Annotated in this window: 11 protein-coding genes; 4 read left to right on the top strand and 7 right to left on the bottom strand. The window is 45.6% G+C overall.

Annotated features, from left to right (window positions below):
* Window positions 1-260 precede the first annotated feature (260 nt).
* Entirely contained in the window at window positions 261-2387 is a 2127-nt protein-coding gene (locus ACQRBJ_RS12890) for a glycosyl hydrolase 115 family protein (protein WP_445303851.1), read from the bottom strand.
* A gap of 161 nt (window positions 2388-2548) precedes the next feature.
* On the opposite strand from ACQRBJ_RS12890, the gene ACQRBJ_RS12885 reads away from it, so the two are divergent.
* A complete protein-coding gene (locus ACQRBJ_RS12885; protein ID WP_441937676.1) occupies window positions 2549-3649 on the top strand; it encodes a P-loop NTPase in 1101 nt (366 codons plus the stop codon).
* Between the two features lie 414 nt (window positions 3650-4063).
* Here ACQRBJ_RS12885 and ACQRBJ_RS12880 read toward each other — a convergent pair whose 3' ends face one another.
* From ACQRBJ_RS12880 to ACQRBJ_RS12860, 5 genes are all read right to left on the bottom strand, one after another.
* Complete coding sequence (locus ACQRBJ_RS12880) at window positions 4064-5329, bottom strand: ABC transporter permease (protein ID WP_295346428.1); 1266 nt, start codon at window positions 5327-5329, stop codon at window positions 4064-4066.
* Window positions 5330-5406: 77 nt separating this feature from the next.
* Entirely contained in the window at window positions 5407-6570 is a 1164-nt protein-coding gene (locus ACQRBJ_RS12875) for an ABC transporter permease (protein WP_445303850.1), read from the bottom strand.
* Between the two features lie 5 nt (window positions 6571-6575).
* On the bottom strand, window positions 6576-7559 hold the full coding sequence (locus tag ACQRBJ_RS12870; protein WP_153122223.1) for an HlyD family secretion protein: 984 nt from the start codon (window positions 7557-7559) through the stop codon (window positions 6576-6578).
* 202 nt (window positions 7560-7761) lie between these two features.
* A complete protein-coding gene (locus tag ACQRBJ_RS12865) occupies window positions 7762-9270 on the bottom strand; it encodes a TolC family protein (RefSeq protein WP_445303849.1) in 1509 nt (502 codons plus the stop codon).
* Window positions 9271-9440: 170 nt separating this feature from the next.
* Window positions 9441-10349, bottom strand: coding sequence for a FimB/Mfa2 family fimbrial subunit (locus ACQRBJ_RS12860; protein WP_294971792.1), 909 nt, complete (start codon window positions 10347-10349; stop codon window positions 9441-9443).
* 243 nt (window positions 10350-10592) lie between these two features.
* Between ACQRBJ_RS12860 and ACQRBJ_RS12855 the strand changes: the two genes are divergently transcribed.
* The 3 genes from ACQRBJ_RS12855 to ACQRBJ_RS12845 all read left to right on the top strand — a co-directional run bounded on the left by ACQRBJ_RS12855 (window position 10593) and on the right by ACQRBJ_RS12845 (window position 16450).
* Complete coding sequence (locus tag ACQRBJ_RS12855; protein WP_441933142.1) at window positions 10593-11405, top strand: Cof-type HAD-IIB family hydrolase; 813 nt, start codon at window positions 10593-10595, stop codon at window positions 11403-11405.
* Between the two features lie 185 nt (window positions 11406-11590).
* Window positions 11591-14794, top strand: coding sequence for a SusC/RagA family TonB-linked outer membrane protein (locus ACQRBJ_RS12850; protein WP_445303848.1), 3204 nt, complete (start codon window positions 11591-11593; stop codon window positions 14792-14794).
* Between the two features lie 21 nt (window positions 14795-14815).
* Window positions 14816-16450 carry a RagB/SusD family nutrient uptake outer membrane protein gene (locus tag ACQRBJ_RS12845; protein ID WP_445303847.1) on the top strand — a complete coding sequence of 545 codons (1635 nt, stop codon included), beginning with the start codon at window positions 14816-14818 and terminating at the stop codon, window positions 16448-16450.
* Between the two features lie 867 nt (window positions 16451-17317).
* On the opposite strand, the gene ACQRBJ_RS12840 is transcribed toward ACQRBJ_RS12845, so the two are convergent.
* Entirely contained in the window at window positions 17318-17983 is a 666-nt protein-coding gene (locus tag ACQRBJ_RS12840; RefSeq protein WP_294971804.1) for a phenylalanine--tRNA ligase beta subunit-related protein, read from the bottom strand.
* Window positions 17984-18206 lie beyond the last annotated feature (223 nt).

Genomic DNA, 18206 nt, shown 5'->3' with positions numbered 1-18206 from the left:
AACCCTGTTAACCCTGCCCCTCTTTCGTGCTTACTCTATGCTTCCTGATGGTCAACTCATAGAGTTGGGATGGAAGAAACTATGAGTTAGTATTTTTAATGTATTTTTGCCTTTATTATTGCTTGGTAAGCAGGAATGGAAGCGCTGTTTAACCGTCTCTTATGTAGAGTCTTAGCCATCATTTATGGCAAGCCCTGGTCATCATTTGTGGCAAGCCTAGGCCATAAAAGAAGCCCCTGCTTTGAAGCAGAGGCTTGCATTTATCTCGATACTGGGAATACATAATATTCTCTATCCACATCAAAATCCACTACCCACTGGTCGATAATCACGTTATCATCCAATGCCTTGATTTCGATGGTGTGGTTGCCGCTAGACAGCGTAACATAGAAATTCTTGAGGGATTGACCCCTCCAATGGTCGAATTTCCATTCCTTTGAATTGAAAATTTCCTTCATCTGGCACACTACCGGCTCGGCACGATCTATGCTCACGCTTACCCTCATGTTCTTCACATTTTCCAGATAACTTGGTATTACAGCCAGCGTAAATCTCGCATCCCCGCTCTTTCTGCAATAGAAAGTATAGTTGAGCGTGGCTCCCTTAGGCAGTTTAACGGCCTTGTTGCTGTGTCCCAGGAGCGGAATCAACTTGATGCGCTCAGCGTCTTTTCCCTGGCTCTGAGGGGCGTTATAGCCCTTTTGCCACTCATAGGCATTCTTGGCGATGATGTCGTTGGTGTAGGTAGAGAGCGCGAGGAAATCGGTATTCCGGTTGAAGGCATCTGCCATCAGCGATTTGATTTCGTTGGCTCTGAGCGTGCCCGGCAGCTGCGGAGCCTGCATCTCTGAGGCTTTGTTGTCGATGAAGTTCGCCCATTTCCCCTTGCCAATCCTGGCGTAATAGGCATTGAGCTGCTTCAGCGTATTGTAGGCGTTGAGGCTGACGGCTGCTGCTGTCTTCGCTTCATCGTCCTTGTAGAAAAGTCCCGGACGGGCGATTTGGCGGGCTTCCTGCGCCTCTAATTCCTTTTCGGCGATAAGGGCTGCAGAGAAGATAGGATACTTCACAATCTCGAAGAAACCGTCTTTCTGACCGGCTGGCAGGGTACGCTCGATGGCTGCAGCCTTCGCCTTCAGCTGTTCGAAATAGTAGAGATGGCGCTCCAGCTCATTGCCGAACTCTCCCGAATGGAATTCTGTATCGCCGTAAGGCATGATCATATAAGCCGGCTGGCGGATGCTGGTAAGGCGATAGTATTCTTCCATCAGAGGCGCGATTTTCTTGCCTGTAGCGGCTCCAAAAAGGTTGCTGAGCCAATTGTCCAGATAGCTCTTGCAATCCTTTGTCAGCGCGTTTTTATCCCATGCCAGATCCATCATCATCGACAGCTGAAGCGATGCTGTCAGCGGATTGGATAGGTTGGCTATCCAGGCGCAATCCTCGTCGTTGTGGACTGCAGAGCGGTGCGATTTGTTGCGATGACCGTTCTTGGTCTCCAGGTAATCCCTGTTGTTCAGCATTTCGAGCAGCAGTCCCGGAGCCGTTTGTCCCATCTCCATCTGGCTGTTGTCGCAAACCATCTTCACGTTCTCGATGGTCTTTCTGCGCTTCTTCTTGTGCTTTTTGCCCGTCAGTTCCGTCACCTTGTAGTTGTCCGCCAGACAGATGTCAAAGCTGTCTACGACGGCTTTATTATAGGCAGCATCGTGCTTTCCGTCTACCTTCCAGAGGGTGTTGCATTTCAGTCTCAGCATCAGTCGTGCGATGCGGCTATAGTTCTTCGGGTTCATCCATTGGCTTCCGTTGAGCGCCAGTCCTCTGAATTCTATTCTCGGAATCTCCAGCCATTCCTGCTTGGAAGGGGTAGAGATGGAGCTGTGTGGCTGAGGCTGAAGGTCGTGCCACGCCATGAAGGGAGTGACGCCAGCCAGCTGAGACAGCTGCATGATGGCGTAGGCGGTGCCTCGGGCGTTGCTTCCTACCACGATGAGGCGGTTCTTCCTCACACCGATGTAGAAGGCGTCCTTGGCGGTTATGAACTGATGCAGCGGAATCTTGAGTTTTTCAACAGCTGAAAATTCCTTGTTCGAAAGTAAATCGAGCTGATAAATCTGTATCGGAGCATTCGATTTCTCCCTAGCTTCTAAGCCGGTAACCGCTTTCATGTCGTTGGCAAACTCTCTGAGCGCTATTTTCACCACGGGTGCCTTTGTGGCGTTGATGGAGTAGGTCACTCTGCCGTTGCTGTCGGTCCAGTAAACCTTTGGGGCAACGGCCTGTGCTTCTGTTTTCTTGCTTCTGTTTGAGGTTAGGGCATTGACAGGAAGGCAAGAGAAGCAGGCCAAGGTCAATGCAGCACCTATAATAATCTTTTTATAGTTCATTTCTTTGCGTTTTAAACGGGTTGGTCGTGGATAAGTGTGAAATCTCCACATTTCTCTAACCTGCAAAGATACATAAAAGTGTTTAATATCTGAAATTATTTAGTTTTTATTTGCTTATTACATTATTTATTGTTACTTTTGCACAAATAAACAGAAGAATTATGACATTATATCCGAAATTAATAGAAGAGGCTCTTGCTACGGTCATCTACCCGGGTACGAAGAAGAACCTCATCGAGAGCGAGATGCTGGCTGATACGCCTAGCATCAATGGTATGAAGGTGAAGGTGGTCTTGCTCTTCCCTCGTGATACTGATCCTTTCCTGAAGAGTACCGTGAAGGCGGCTGAGGCTGCCATCCATTATCATATCTCCAAGGAGGTTGAGGTTGAGATAGTTACTGAATTCAAGTCGGCTCCTCGTCCTGAGGTGGGCAAGATGCTGCCACAGGTGAAGAACGTCATCGCTGTAAGCTCCGGTAAGGGTGGAGTAGGCAAGAGCACCGTTTCTGCCAATCTCGCCATTGCCCTGGCTAAGCTGGGCTATAAGGTGGGTTTGCTCGATACTGATATCTTCGGTCCTTCCATGCCTAAGATGTTCGGTGTTGAGGAGGAGCGTCCTTATTCTGTTCACAAGGACGGAAGAGACCTCATCGAACCTATCGAGAAATATGGCGTTAAGCTTCTGAGTATCGGTTTCTTCGTAAGTCCTACCACGGCTACTTTGTGGCGTGGCGGTATGGCTTGCTCTGCCTTGAAGCAGTTGATTGCTGATGCTGACTGGGGCGAGTTGGATTACTTCATCCTTGATACTCCTCCTGGCACAAGCGATATTCATCTTACTCTGCTCCAGACGCTTGCCATCACGGGTGCGGTTATCGTAAGTACTCCTCAGCAGGTGGCTCTGGCTGATGCCCGTAAGGGTATTGACATGTATCAGAATGACAAGGTGAACGTGCCAATCCTCGGTCTTATCGAGAACATGGCTTACTTTACTCCTGCTGAGTTGCCTGAGAATAAGTATTATATCTTTGGTAAGGAGGGCTGCAAGAATCTTGCCAAGGAGATGAACGTGCCATTGCTTGCCCAGATTCCTATCGTCCAGAGCATCTGCGAGGGTGGAGATGATGGTGCTCCTGCTGCAACCAAGGTTGATACCATCACCGGTCAGGCTTTCCTGAGCCTTGCCCAGAGCATCGTGACGGTGGTGAACCGCAGAAATGCCGAGAAGGCTCCAACCAAGATTGTAAGTACACACAAGTAGTAAATATCCTATTTGATAAGGGTATAAAATAAAAAGCTAGGATTGCCCTCAAGCAGTCCTAGCTTTATTTTTATCAGAGGAGTTAATAGGTTAACAGTTAACAGCTGTTTTTTGCATGGTCACCCCTGGCGTCCTGCCGGATTTGCAATCCGGCATTAAAAAATGTCCTAACCTATTAGGCTCTGCGGATTTGCAATCCGCAGCAAAGGAGTATGCTTTACCTTATGTTGGGGGATTGTAAATCCCCGGTTTAATAGGTCGAACCTTTTTTTTACGGCGGATTTCAAATCCGCCGGGACGCCTGGCGGGGTTGCGCTCTTGACACACCCTCTTTTTTCTCAGGAGTTAACAGGTTAACAGTTAACAGTCGTTTTTTGCATGGTTCCTCCCCCGAAATTATGAATTATACATTATTCATTGTACATTATTAACGATTTCTTCCGCCTCATCCTCTTCTTCTGCTACTTCAGCTGTAAGATTTGCCTTGAGTCTTGCAGAACGCAGTTGCTGCCTGAAAACCAGGCAGGCAGCCAGGAAATAGACACCCGTCTGTATCCAGAGCGCCCTGAATTCCGGAAGAATATCAGCAAGAGATGCTCCCATACTGCTGATTCTGAGGAATCCCCGGATGCCGAAAGTGGATGGGAAAACCCACGAAAAACCTTGCCAAAAGCCCGGAATATTGCTTTGTGGCCATGAAATTCCCGTCATAAAAAGCAATGGAACGGAGGTAAATACCACCAGAAGCATCACGTTTTCACGATATTTTACCAGACATGACAGCATAAAACCGAAGAAAATGCACGATAGGATATAAGGCAAGAGGAAACCAAGAATGGTGGTCCACGTTACCATGCTGACAAATCCGAACAGTTTCGGAACTACCAGCGTAAGATACATTCCCATCACGGCATAAACCATGAAATAAACCATCGCCTTACCGAAAACGATGCGGAAAATACCGCCATAATGCTTGCTTACCGGTATCAGTTCGCGATTTCTGTTCGTTTCTCTTGATGTTCCTGCCGCCATTCCGATGCCCAACAGCATGGTTTGCTGCAGAATCAGCACCAGAACACCCGGAAGAATCGCATTTCCGTATCCCCCGGTTGTGTTGAAAATCGGAACCTCATCGAAAGCCAGCGGCTCGGTGGTAATCTCATCGTCTCTATCCGTGAATCCGCCACCTTTAGAAATCTGAATGCCCGAATTGATATGGCTTGCCACGCCCTGCGCCGTCTGATAAATCGCCTTATAGGTAAGCATCAGACTCATATCGCAATAAACGCCCACATGCGCCTGTTCGCCACGATTCAGCTTGGTGTCGAAATCGGAAGGAATATAGATGATTCCATGCACAGCCTGCTTCTGTACCAGCTGCTTCGCCTCATCAAGACTGTTGCAGTAATACGTTGCCTTGGCATCAGGAGAGGCATCGTAATCGCGGATAAACTCGCGGGAAGTATGGCTGTGGCTGAGGTCGACAATCGCCGTATCCACCTCTCTCACCACCTCGTTGTTGTAAATCCACGAGTAGAGCAGCGGATAGCCCAGCGGCACCAGGATACAGAAGATGAGCACACCCTCGTCACGGAACACATTGCGCATTTCCGTCTTCCAGATGAAGCACATGTCCCAGATACCATTGATAATCTTATATAGTAAACTACTTTTTAACATTGAACTCTTTAACTTTGAACATTGAACTTTATGATTCGTAAAGCTGTTGAATTCTTCGTTCTTCACTCTTCACTTTCCTACGGCAGGTACTTGTAAACCAGCATTGCCTTCTTGATGTTCCAGATAGTGAGCATTGGCAGGGCACAGAAGAGCACCATCGCACCCCAGTGCAATACTGCATCGCTCATCGGGAAACCATTGAAGATGTTCATCTGGTAAATCATGTAGTAATGGCGCATAGGGAAGAGCTGTCCGATGGCCTGGATAGGCGAATCCATGGCGAAGAGCGGATAGGTGGCTCCGCAGATGGAGAAACTAACCACGCCCCACAACGAACAGATACTCATCGACATACGGAGCGAAGGCATCAGTCCGAAGGCAAAAATGCCAAAGCACTGGCAGGATAATACGCTCAGAATGCCCAGCAGGATGATAGGCAGCGCACCGCCCGGATGAGGGAAATCCAGTACATAATAGATATAGAACTCGAACAGCAGGAAGATGCTCAGGAAGATGAGCGTCTGAGGAAGCATCTTGCCGGCGATGGCGAGATAAGGATTGTTGTTCGCCATTCGCATCCAGTCTTTTGCCCGGTTGAATTTCAACTCCGTTCCTATAGAATAAGGTGTAATCAGGAAGATGAACAGCATGATGAGTCCCGGCACCATCACCGTGGAGAGATAGTAGTTGTAGTTGGCATATGGATTGCCTATCATGTGCAAATCTACAGCAATAGGCTGCAGAAAGGTCATGATTTCATCATTCGTCTTTCCCAGTGCCGACAGCTTCGCCATTCCTGCCGCTGCTCCTCCCAGGGTAGAAATGGTCTTCAAGTCGCGGAAGAGCAGGGAGCCTGCCGCCAGCGACACGCTGCTGTAGTAGAAGGAAATCTTAGGCTGTTTCTGAGCCATCAATCCTGCCTCCGTTCCGTTAGGAATCACCAGGAAGGCATAGATTTCGTTCTTCTGGATAGCATGTCTTGCCTCAGCTATGTTCTCATAGTGAGCCACCACCTTGGTGGTCTGGAAAGCGTCGAGCTTATGCACCAGCTGGCGGGAGGTATGAGATTTGTCCTGGTCAACAATGCCCACAGGCATGTCGGTAGGCACACCTCCCTGCATCAGGGTAGTGAAGAAAATCACCACCACGATGGGGAAGATGACCATGCAGAAGAGATAGATAGGATTCTTCCACATGATGCCGCATTCTCTGAGGGCAATATGATATAATCTCTTGAACATAGAAGTTATTTAATGATGAGTGACATTCCCGGGCGCAATCCTTCGAGCTTGGTGATAGGACGGGCCTTTACCTCGAAAGTCTTGCGGTCGTAATCGCCATTGTCCTTGGTTGCCTTCCAGGTTGCGTATGAACCCTGGTCCTTCAGGTAATAAACCTTCATCTTGATATCCTTGTTGAAGGCTGGGACGAAAGCGGTAAATTCATCACCCTTGTTCAAGCCCTGGAGATGGTCTTCGCGGACATTGAAGGTTCCCCACATATCGCTCATGATAGAGATGCTCATGATAGGAGAACCAAGACCCACCAGCTCGCCTACCTTTGGATAGACATTGCTTACCTCGCCTTCGCACTGGGCAATCTGAACCGTCTCCTTCAGGAGATTCTTCACTACATCCACGGCGCTCTTGGAAGCCTGGGTGTTGTTGGCAGCCATGCGCTTCTCCTGCTCACGTGCTCCGTTCTTGGCCATTTCATACTGGCTCTTGGCTGCAGCCACCTGTGCCTCTGTTGCCTTGTAGGCAGCAAAAGCCTCATCGCGCTTCTGACCGCTGATGACGCCCTCGTTGTAGAGGTTCTGCATGCGGTCGTAGGTCTTCTTGGCGATGGTTGCAGCAGCTTCTGCCTGCTGAACCAGCTGATAAGCACCCTGAATTTGCTCCTTGCGTGCACCGGCATCGGTCAAATCCTTCATGGCTTCGGCAGCAGCATTGGTTGCCTGAAGCATCTGCTCCTGTGATTTCATCTCAGGAACTTCGAGGATGGCGAGAGTATCGCCTACGTGAACATAGTCGCCCTCCTTCACTCTCAATTCTACTATACGGCCAGGCAACTTGCAGGATACTCTGTATTCTGAAACTTCTACCTCGCCCTGGATGGTGTCGTCCTTCTGTTCCAAGGTAAAGAAACCGATGACACCCACTAGGATAACTACCGCCGTAAATCCGATGACAGCGAGTAATATGTTGTTATGCTGTGATTTCTTAGACATTTTTATCTGAATTTGAATTTTTTAAAAACTTCTTTTATAAAGATGAAACTGAGGAAGAAAGTCCCCCTCTAGTCACCGTTAAATCCGATTCCATCGGATTTCCGCCCCAGGATTTCCGCCCCAGGATTTCCGCCCCCAGGATTTCCGCCCCCAGGATTTCCGCCCCAGGATTTCCGCCCCAGGATTTCTGCCCCCGGTGCCGTTATTGCAGGATACCGAGCGCCTTGTTGAGCCCAACCTGTGCCAGCTTCACGTCGATTTCGGCGTCAATCTTCTGGCTCTGAGCCTGTTGCCAGGCAGTCTGTGCAGCCATCACATCGGTAACCTCCATTACGCCTTCCTTGAATCCGAGGTTGGCGCATCTGAGGTTTTCCTCAGCGCTGGCAATGTTTCTCATCGCCATATTGAGCTTCTTCTTAGCTTCCTTCACCTTGAACTGGCTCTGCGCAATCTGAAGGTGAATCTTCTCGCGCGTATCATCCAGGTTCATCTGGGCGATATTGGTGGTTGCCTTAGATGCTCTCACCTTATAGGCGCAGTCAAACCAGTTCCATACTGGCACCTGGACGATGATTCCTACGTTCCATACTCCTGTGAATTTCTTCTGGAATCCATTGAAAACATTAGGATTTGAAATGGTGTAGCCACCGGTCAGAGCTACATGTGGCATGTAGATGGCTCTCACCAGATTGGTAGCCTGCTTGGAAATATCGAGTGCATTCTGGAGCATTCTCAATTCCGGACGGGTATTCATCGCTGAGTCGGCAGCTGCTACTCTTTGCTGTTCTGTGTCGACAGGTGTTCCTGAAAGAGCCAAGGTCTCCTTATCTTCATCAGCAAGTGTGATTTCCTGATTCATCGGGATTCCGCAGAGCTGGCAGAGCAGCATCTTGGAAAGAGCCAGTCCGTCTTCTGCCTGAGTCATCTTCATCTCTGCCTCGTTCACCTTTACGTCTACCTTCAAGCCGTCAGCCTTCGTCGCAACACCCTGCTTGATCATCTTGTGAACATCATCATTGAGCTTCTGTACCAGGTCGCGGTAACTGGTGGCTAGCTTATGCTTCTGTTTGAGCGAAACTGCCAGCCAGTAAGCCTGGTCGATGGCGTAGAGAGTCTGCTGGGTCTGATGATCCAGATCGTTCTCAGCTATTTCTTCTCCGATATCGGCAATCTTGTTGGCTGCAATAATAGCACCGCCCATATAGATAGGCTGTCTTACCATCACGCTTCCTGCCCACATGTTTCGGGTGTCAGTTCTGAAAGCATCCACTACATTTTGTCCGATAGCATTGCCCTGCTGCTGGACAGAAACCAATTTATCAGAAAGCAAGCCTCCTATCTTCTGTGCCTGTTCTGGCGTCAAGATGCCCTGACCAACCAACTGTCCCATCAGATTGCTGGCATTCCCTGAGATTCCACCAGCCAGAGTAGAACCCAAATTGCTGAATGCTGCTTTCTGATCACTGTTCAGCAGGGAAATCTCTTTGCTGAACCATTCATATCCACCCAAGGCGTCCACCTTAGGCAAGTATTTCGTGCGTGCCGATTTCTTCAGGTTATACGCCACGTCTTTCTTGAGCTTCGAGGCATTGATCTGCTTGTTGTTGCGCAGAGCCATAGCACGGCAACTGTCGAGACTTAACGCTTGCGCTTGTGCCCCGGCAGGAATCAATGCTCCCATCATCATGAAAATAGTTATTATTTTTTTCATCCTTATATAATATTATATAATATCGGATGCAAAATTATCGAATTATTCTTAAATATCAAAGAAAATTTATTTATGAAATCTTTAAGAAATAAAAAAAATCTTATATTGTGGAAAAATGGAACATACATCATAGTTTTCCTACTATGATGCATGTTACTTATTCCCTTTTCTCAGAAACGTACAACGGTTTCTTCACCCCAGTCGGCATCAACCGTTAAGCCTACATTTCTGTCATCGTCTTCATCTAAACTTCCGCCTGATGATTTCGTAAGCGAAATGTCTGTCTTGATGATTTCGTTTCTTTTCATCTTTAAATCAGACTTGGTAAAGGTTTTGATGGCATGGGCATCGGCATCTAAGATGCTGATGGTCATCTTGATAGCCTTGTTCTCTTCGTGCGGGAAAGTATATACGGTGAAGTCTCTGTTGTTGTCTGTGAAATTGAAGATTTCCGTCTGCCGACTGTTTACACAGCCATATCCCGTGGTTGCATCCAGCGTACTGCTTCCTCCGGTATAGTAGAACTTGATGCTCCTGACTTCTTCCGGAATCGTTTCGTCAGTAATATGAAGCTTGAAGGCTGCTACGGCTCGCTGCAGCTTCACATCTGCCTCTACCTTATCGCTCTTGATGCTCAATCTGCCATAATAATAAAAGGTGTCGGTAAGTTTGTTGCTCGTGAATTTTACCTTTTCGGGCACACTCATCGTGCAGTTGCCCTTGCCGCTATGGGCAATGACAACGAGTCTGTATTCGCCTTCATCCAGACTGAAACTGGCAATGCCGAAATTCGCGTCATCGCTGGTTTGGTTGATGGTCTCTATTTTCTCTTCGCCATCAAAGACCACAAAGGAAACTCTGGAACATACATCCTGGAGAGCTGTTCCCGAAGTTGTTGCCTTGGTAACTTTTCCGATAGTGCGGTTCTGAACTTGGTGTATGCGCACCGTTACGTTGGCGTTTGCGTCATGTGTTGAGCTTTGGCCCGATTCATCGAGAGAAAACTTTTCGCATGAAGTGAACGTCGCTACTAGCATCAAAATGATTGCTGCCAATAATTTGTAGCATTCCTTCTTCATTGTTTTCTTGTTAGTTAGCTTGCTTCCTTTTGCATGAATCAAGAATTTTTCCTGTGCATGGAAGTCATTGCAAATTTACATTTTTTATTTGATGATTGCAAGTAAAATCAAATAATTCTTTATATTTTTTGTGAATTATCCGTTTTTTTGTAATTTTGTACCCGATAATAAGTGTTTTTTTATGATTACACCTTATTATATATATAGCATTATTATAATAAAAGGAAAATTATTGTATGATATATGGATAAGAAAGAGAATAAAAAGGTGAAGGCTTTGTTCTTCGATATTGATGGCACTTTGGTGAGTTTCAAAACCCACAGGATTCCGCAAAGCACGGTAGATGCCTTGGAACAGGCAAAGAAGAATGGGGTAGAGATTTATATTTCTACAGGTCGCCCAAAGCAGATTATCAATAATCTTGGTCAGATAGAGCATCTCATCGACGGTTACATCACCACCAATGGTGCCCGCTGTTTTGTCCAGGATACGGTGGTGAGTCAGCATGCCATCCTTCCTTCGGATGTGAAGAAGATCATCGATGCTGCTGATAGAGACAACTATCCTGCCATCGTGGTAAGCGAGAGCCGTTTTGCCATCCATCATTATACCGACGAGGTTTATGAGATTTTCTGCAAGGGACTGGGAGTGGATAGCAGTATCTTCATTACGGATGTAAACGATTTGGGCGAAGAGCCAATTCTGCAGGTCACTCCTTTCTGTACCGTAGAGCAGGAAGCGCTCCTGATGCCTACGCTCGAAAACTGCACTTCCGGCAGATGGCATCCTGCCTTTACTGACATCACGGCGCGTGGAGCCGACAAGGGAAAGGGACTTCATGCCATGGCTGATTATCTGGGTTTGAACATTGAAGAAACCATGGCTTTCGGTGATGGCGGCAACGATATCTCCATCATCAAGGAAGCTGGAGTGGGTGTGGCAATGGGCAATGCCGGCGAAGATCTGAAGCAGGTAGCCGATTTCATTACCACCCATGTGGATGAAGATGGAGTGAAGAATGCCCTCATCAAGTATGGTGTTATTGCTGAAAACTAACATTTTGTTGTCTTTAGTCATAAAAATCTGTCTAAAAGTTGGGAAATATGCAGAAAATATACAAAAGGGACAAGAAAATAGCTTTTTAATTGCATTTTGTTAGCTAAAAATTTGTTTATTTTATAAAAAGTGTGTATCTTTGCATCCGATAATTGTAAGTTGTTTAATTTTTAGAGAGAGAAATTATGACAAAAAGACTAACCATGTTAATGGGAGGGCTTGTTCTTTCAACAGGAATGGCTCTCGCGCAGACTGCTGTTACAGGTAAGGTAACTTCTGCAGACGATGGTTCTCCAGTTGTTGGTGCTTCCATCAAGGTAGTTGGTACCAATACAGGTACTGTTACTGATATTGATGGTAACTTTACCTTGAATGTGCCTGCAAATTCAACTGTAGAGGTAACATACTTGGGTATGTTGCCAAAAAAGATGAAGATAGCCAAGAATATGAAGGTTATCTTGGATCCGGACAATCAGGCTTTGGATGATGTCTTGGTCATCGCTTATGGTAAGACCAAGAAATCAGCTTTTACCGGTTCTGCTGCTGAAATCAAATCTGATGAGATTTCTGCTCACGTTACTTCTACTGCAACAAGTGCCTTGGTGGGTAAGGTTGCTGGTATTCAGGCTACATCTTCTTGTGGTGAACCAGGTAGCAGCCCTGTAATCCGTATTCGTGGTATTGGCTCTGTCAGTGCCAGCTCTGCACCTCTCTATATTGTGGATGGTGCTCCTTACGAAGCTGGTATTTCTAACATCAACCCTTCTGATATCGAGAGCATTTCTGTTCAGAAGGATGCTTCTGCAAGTGCCATCTATGGTGCCCGTGGTGCTAATGGTGTTATCATTATCACTACCAAGAAAGCACGTGATGGCCAGGATGCCCGTGTTACTTTCGATGCTAAGTGGGGTTCTAACTCTCGCTTGATTCCTCAGTACGACGTAATCTCTGACCCTGCTCAGTATTATGAGACTCATTTCAAGGCTATGTATAATTCTCAGTATTATCATGGCAAGACTGCTGATGAGGCTTATGCTTACGCTTGCAAGAACTTGTACAATACTAGCAATAAGGGTCTGGGTTATCAGGTTTACACCATACCTGCCGGCGAGCAGTTGATTGGTCGTGATTTCAAGATTAATCCTAATGCTACCTTGGGTTACAGCGACGGTACTTATTACTATACTCCTGATAACTGGTATGATGAGACTTATCACAACTCTTTCCGGCAGGAATATAATGCTCACGTAACTGGTTCATCTGGTAAGATGAATTATTTCGCCAGTGGTGGTTACTTGCAGGATGGCGGTATCGTTGACAACTCTGAGTTGAAGCGTTATACTGCTCGTGCAACTGTAGACTATCAGGCAAAGAAGTGGTTGAAACTTTCTACCGGTTTGAGCTATACTCATACTGATTCTGAGTCTCCTTCCTATGATGATTCTTCATGGGCAAGTTCTGGTAACTTGTTCTATGTAACCAACTCTATGGGTCCTATCTATCCGCTTTACGTACGTAATGCTGATGGTTCTATCAAGATGGAGTCTGGACGTAAGGTGTATGATTCTAACCAGACAAATTTCGTTCGTCCTTCTGTGATTGGTAATGCTGTTCGTGATAACGAATACAACAGAAGTAAGACTTTCAAGGATATCTTCCAGGGACAGTGGGATGCTCAGATTACTCCTATTGAGGGATTGGTATTGGATGCTAACTTGAATGTCTTTGTTGACAATATGCGTTGGAATGGTTTGTATAGCCAGTTCGGTGCCAGCTTAAGTACTGATGGTGGAACTGCAGTAAATGCAACTCGTACCTTCACCAATAACCAGCGTTTTACTGCCAACTATGACAAGACTTTGGCTGAGGTTCATCATTTCAATATTCTGGTTGGTTATGAGCAGTATAAATATAAGTACCAGTATCTCTATGGATACAATGACCACCTCTATGATCCATTTATCGGTGAGTTGGATAATGCATGTGGTACAAGCCAGAAGAGTGTTTCTTCCTACACAGACAACTATATGACAGAAGGTTTCTTCGGTCGTTTGATGTATGATTACAATGATAAGTATTTCTTGAATGCTTCTCTTCGTCGTGATGCTTCTTCTGCTTTCGCTCCAGGTAACCGTTGGGGTACATTCGGTAGTATTGGTGTGGCTTGGCAGATGAACAAGGAGAACTTCCTGAAGGATGCAAAGTGGATTGACCTCTTGAAATTGAAGGTAAGCTACGGTTCTGTCGGTAATGATAACTTGGGTAGTTATTACTATTGGGCTGATCGATATACTACATCGTATAACGAATCCACCAAGCAGTATTCTATCACCATGTCTCAGAAGGGTAATGATAAACTGACTTGGGAAACCCATGACGACTGGAACCTTGGTGTTGATTTCGGCTTCTTCAAGAATCGTTTGAGTGGTACTATCGAGTATTATCATCAGAAGACAAAGGACTTGTTGTGGGCTAAGACTCTTCCACTGTCTTCAGGTATTTCAGTATCTTCTTACTATACTAATATTGGTTCTGTGGTAAACCGTGGTTTCGAGTTCTCATTGCAGGGTACACCTATCAAGACCAATGATATTCAGTGGGATTTGAACTTCAATGCTACATTCAACCATAATGAGATTACTGAACTTGACCCTTCTATCGATGAAGGTGGTTTGAAATATAGCTATCAGATCCTGAAGGTAGGTGGTTCTGTATACGAGGCTTATATGAAGAAGTATGCTGGTGTAAACCATGAGACTGGTGAAGCACAGTGGTATAAGGATGTTACTGATGATAAGGGTGTTACAACTCAGGAACTTACAACAGATATTACTGAGGCTACATCTTATGATTTGGGTACAACATTGCCTACTGTAGTGGGTGGTTTCGGTACCAGCCTTTCTGCTTATGGTTTCGACCTGTCTGCTCAGTTCTCTTATCAGTTGGGTGGTAAAATCTATGATGGTATGTACCAGAGCTTGATGCACAATGGTTATTCTGCCGGTAGTGCAATGCATAAGGATTTGTTGAATGCCTGGAGCGAGGATAATAAGAATTCTAACATTCCTCGTTTGAGTAATGCTGCTGGTGATGATGCAGGTTTCGACTCTCAGACATCACAGGACCGTTTCCTGACCAGTTCAAATTACTTGAGCTTGAACAACTTGACATTGGGTTATACATTCCCTAAGTCATTGATTCGTCCTCTCGCATTAAACAACCTTAGAATATATGTTGCAGGCGAGAATCTCTTCGTGCTGACAAAGCGTAAGGGCTTGGATCCAAGATACAACTACGGTTTGGGTTCTATGACCTATGGTTCTGGTTTGTCAAGTGGTAGTTATGCTTCATTGCGTTCTGTCACAGCAGGTATTTCACTTACATTCTAACAAATTTAAAAGATTTTGAATATGAAACTAGATAAGATTTCACTTTTATTGTTGGGTGCCTTGACATTAGCATCATGTTCTGATATCGACGAGCAATATCCAGAAGGAGGTAATCTGCTGGCTGACCAGAAGCAGGAATCTCAGGATGCGGTACCTTCTCGTATGGATGCAACGCTTTCTGGTATGTACACCATGATGGGTGCTCCGTATGCTGTATATGGTTCTCGTAGTGCCCGTGATGACGATTTCGGTTTTATCTCTGCTGCCATTTCTCTGGATTTGGAGGGTGCTGATGCAACATCTGCCAACAATGGTTACAACTGGTTCTCTGCAGCCTGTGCATACTCAACCCGTAATCCAAACTATGCCAATCCATATATGCGATATACAATGCCTTATCGTCAGATAGGTGTAGCTAATGAGATTATCAATTCTGTAGATATGGCAACTGCCGAGGATGTTGCTAAGTATAAGGCTGCTCAGGCTTATGCCATTCGTGCTTTCGATTATATGTCGTTGGCTCCATACTTCCAGGGCAACTATGCTTCCTGCAAGGATCAGCCTTGCGTACCTATGATTAAGGCTGACGGCGATGCTACCAATAACCCTCGTGCTACTGTAGCTGAGGTTTATGATCAGATTATCTCTGACTTGAATATAGCTATTGACAACTTGGCTGGATATCAGCGTACAGATAAGGCTCAGGTTAACCAGCAGGTGGCTTACGGTCTTCGTGCCCGCGCCTATCTGGCAATGGGCGAATACGCAAAGGCAGCCGAGGATGCAGAAAAGGCAATGCAGGGATTCACTCCTGCTTCTATCGCTGATGTAAGTGTTCCTGGTTTCGACGATATCGAGGCTGGCAACTGGATTTGGGGTATTGATATTACAGATGCTCAGGTTTCTAGTTCTGGTTATGCAACATCAGCTTCTTGGGCTAGCTCGTTCAGTGGTGATGGTTATGCTGCTGCCTGTGGTGTTAATATGTGTATCAACAATTTGTTGTATGATAAGATTCCAGCTACCGATGTTCGTAAAGGCTGGTGGCTTGATGAGAACCTTCATTCTCCTAACTGGGCTAACCTTACTTGGGGTGGTGCCAAAGGTGATGAGATCGCATCATTGATTTTGGATGATGGTAGCAAGGTCGGATTCCCAGCTTATACCAATATCAAGTTTGGTATGAAGTCTGGTATAGGCAGTACTTTGAACAATAACGACTGGCCATTGATGCGTGTAGAAGAGATGATTCTCATCCAGGCTGAAGGTCTTGCGAAGAGTGGTAATGAGGCTAAGGCTAAGCAGGTTCTTGAGGACTTTGTCAAGACTTACCGTGATCCTTCTTACAGCGTATCTGCCAGCGGCCGTTCTTTGGCTGACGAAATCTGGTTCCAGCGTCGTGTCGAGCTTTGGGGCGAGGGCTTCTTCGTTGCTGATGCTAGACGTTTGGGTAAGAACATTGTTCGATTCCATGCTGACAAGGAGTCTAACCTTTCTGATGCATTCCAGTTCAATATTAGCGCAGATGATCCATGGTTGAACATGAGATTCCCACAGTCTGAGACTGATAACAATAAGGGTATCGTTAATAATACTGGTGGTTCTCTTCCTGAAGCAGGACAGAATCCTGGACTTCGTGATGGAGTTACTGACTAAGGTTAAAGTGAATAATGAATGATATATAGTGTTTATAGAATGATTCTATAAAGTAAATTATAGGATATAAGGCAAAGTGATTTGCCTCGTTGTTGACCAAGTCAACACTTATATCTCTCTCTCGTCTTTGGGGACTGGCGGTGGCCGGTCCCCTTTTTGCGGTTGTATGGGGATAGCTGTCCGCTGTCCTGTTTTATTATTTGAAAAATTAGGGATAAAACTCAAAAACACCCTTCACTCTTCACATTTAGTTCTTAAGTCGCTATAAATCAGGAAAATCGGTAGGTGAAGAGTGGGGCTGTCTCTTCACCACTCTTCACCTTTTAAAAGTAAGCGGCTTCTATCATGGCTTGTCCTTTGGCTTCTATCATTGCTCACTCTAAGCCTTTCTAGTGTTTTGTTTTAAGCTTCTATTAGGTTTGTTTTAAGTTTCTTTTGTTTTTAGAATAAGTTATCTTTGGACTTGTTTTGAGCCTTAGATAAACTTTACTTATGGCTCTATTAAAGTTTACTTAAGCCTTATTCCAGTTTTTATAGAAGCTCAGGATATTCTCCCGGCTAAGCTGTATGAAAATCCATCGGGGTGAAGAGTGGGTGAAGAGTGGTGAAGAGACAGTCCTACTCTTCACCCATTGAATCGCCTGGTTTACAGGTGCTTAAGAGTAAAATGTGAAGAGTGAAGAGTGTTAGAGGAATTCTTCCGTATCTTTCTTCTTCCTTGTAGTTATTGAATATAATGTATCCCGATGTAACGAAAAGTGCCTTTCCATGGCAAAATATTGCTCCAGTAAGGGCAATGTTTTGCCATGGAAGGGCGCAGATTGAAACGTCCCGACGTAATTTTCTCTGCTACTGAGAGATTTTATTTTATTGGTAAATAAAATAGCTCCCTTCGTGGCTTTTGCAGTATTTCTTCAGAAGCTCCAGGATGAACTCGGCATTCTCGCGCACGTGCTGCTCATCTCCATCATAGCCGTTGATGAGAACCACCAGATGGGTTGTGTCAATGGTCATCTTTGTGCGTTCGTTGTCGCTGGTAGGAGTTCCCACACCGCCAATCTTGTCCCGATAAACAGGAAGACCTTCGATATTGATTATACCTCTGCCGATACCTTCGTAAGGTTCGTCTGCCTTCCCGACACCTAGTGTCAGTGTATCTCCTTCAAACTTGTCGGCATCGAAACCACCGATGCTATAACCGTATGCGATACTCGCCAAGTTGACTAGGTCCACCAGCGTATCTCTTTGATAGAGTTCCTTGCCCTGCAGCATTCTTCGGATAAGGGCTTCTGAAGCCGGACGGTAACGGGATGGGTCTTTGCCACAAGCACGATAAACTTTTCGGGTTGCTGCAATTCCGCTTATCTCTTTCAGAGACTCTGTGGTGAGCGTTTCTTTGTATTTCTCACCTAGTGAATTGATTTCATCCCATAGTTCTTTGCTGTATGGAGTATTTTCTACTTTAGCTTCCACGCATGCTCCTACAAAGGTAGGGCATACTGATTCTATTTCTTCCGATACTATTATCTTCATATTCTGAATTGTATTTTTTATATGTACTGTTCTTCCATTATATTTTGACACGGCAAAATTACTAATAATATATGTAATCACCAAGGAAATGTTATTTTTTAAGTATCATTTGATGAATACTGACAATGAGTGTGCGCCCGCACGCATGCGCATTGCCTGCATGTATATAATAAAGTGAAATATCAGAAAAAATACGATAAACACAGTGAAAGTGTTAAAATAA

Origin of the sequence: Prevotella sp. SGI.167, assembly GCF_050313615.1 — a bacterium.
Lineage (GTDB): Bacteria > Bacteroidota > Bacteroidia > Bacteroidales > Bacteroidaceae > Prevotella.
This window is presented reverse-complemented; position numbering and strand designations above follow the sequence as displayed.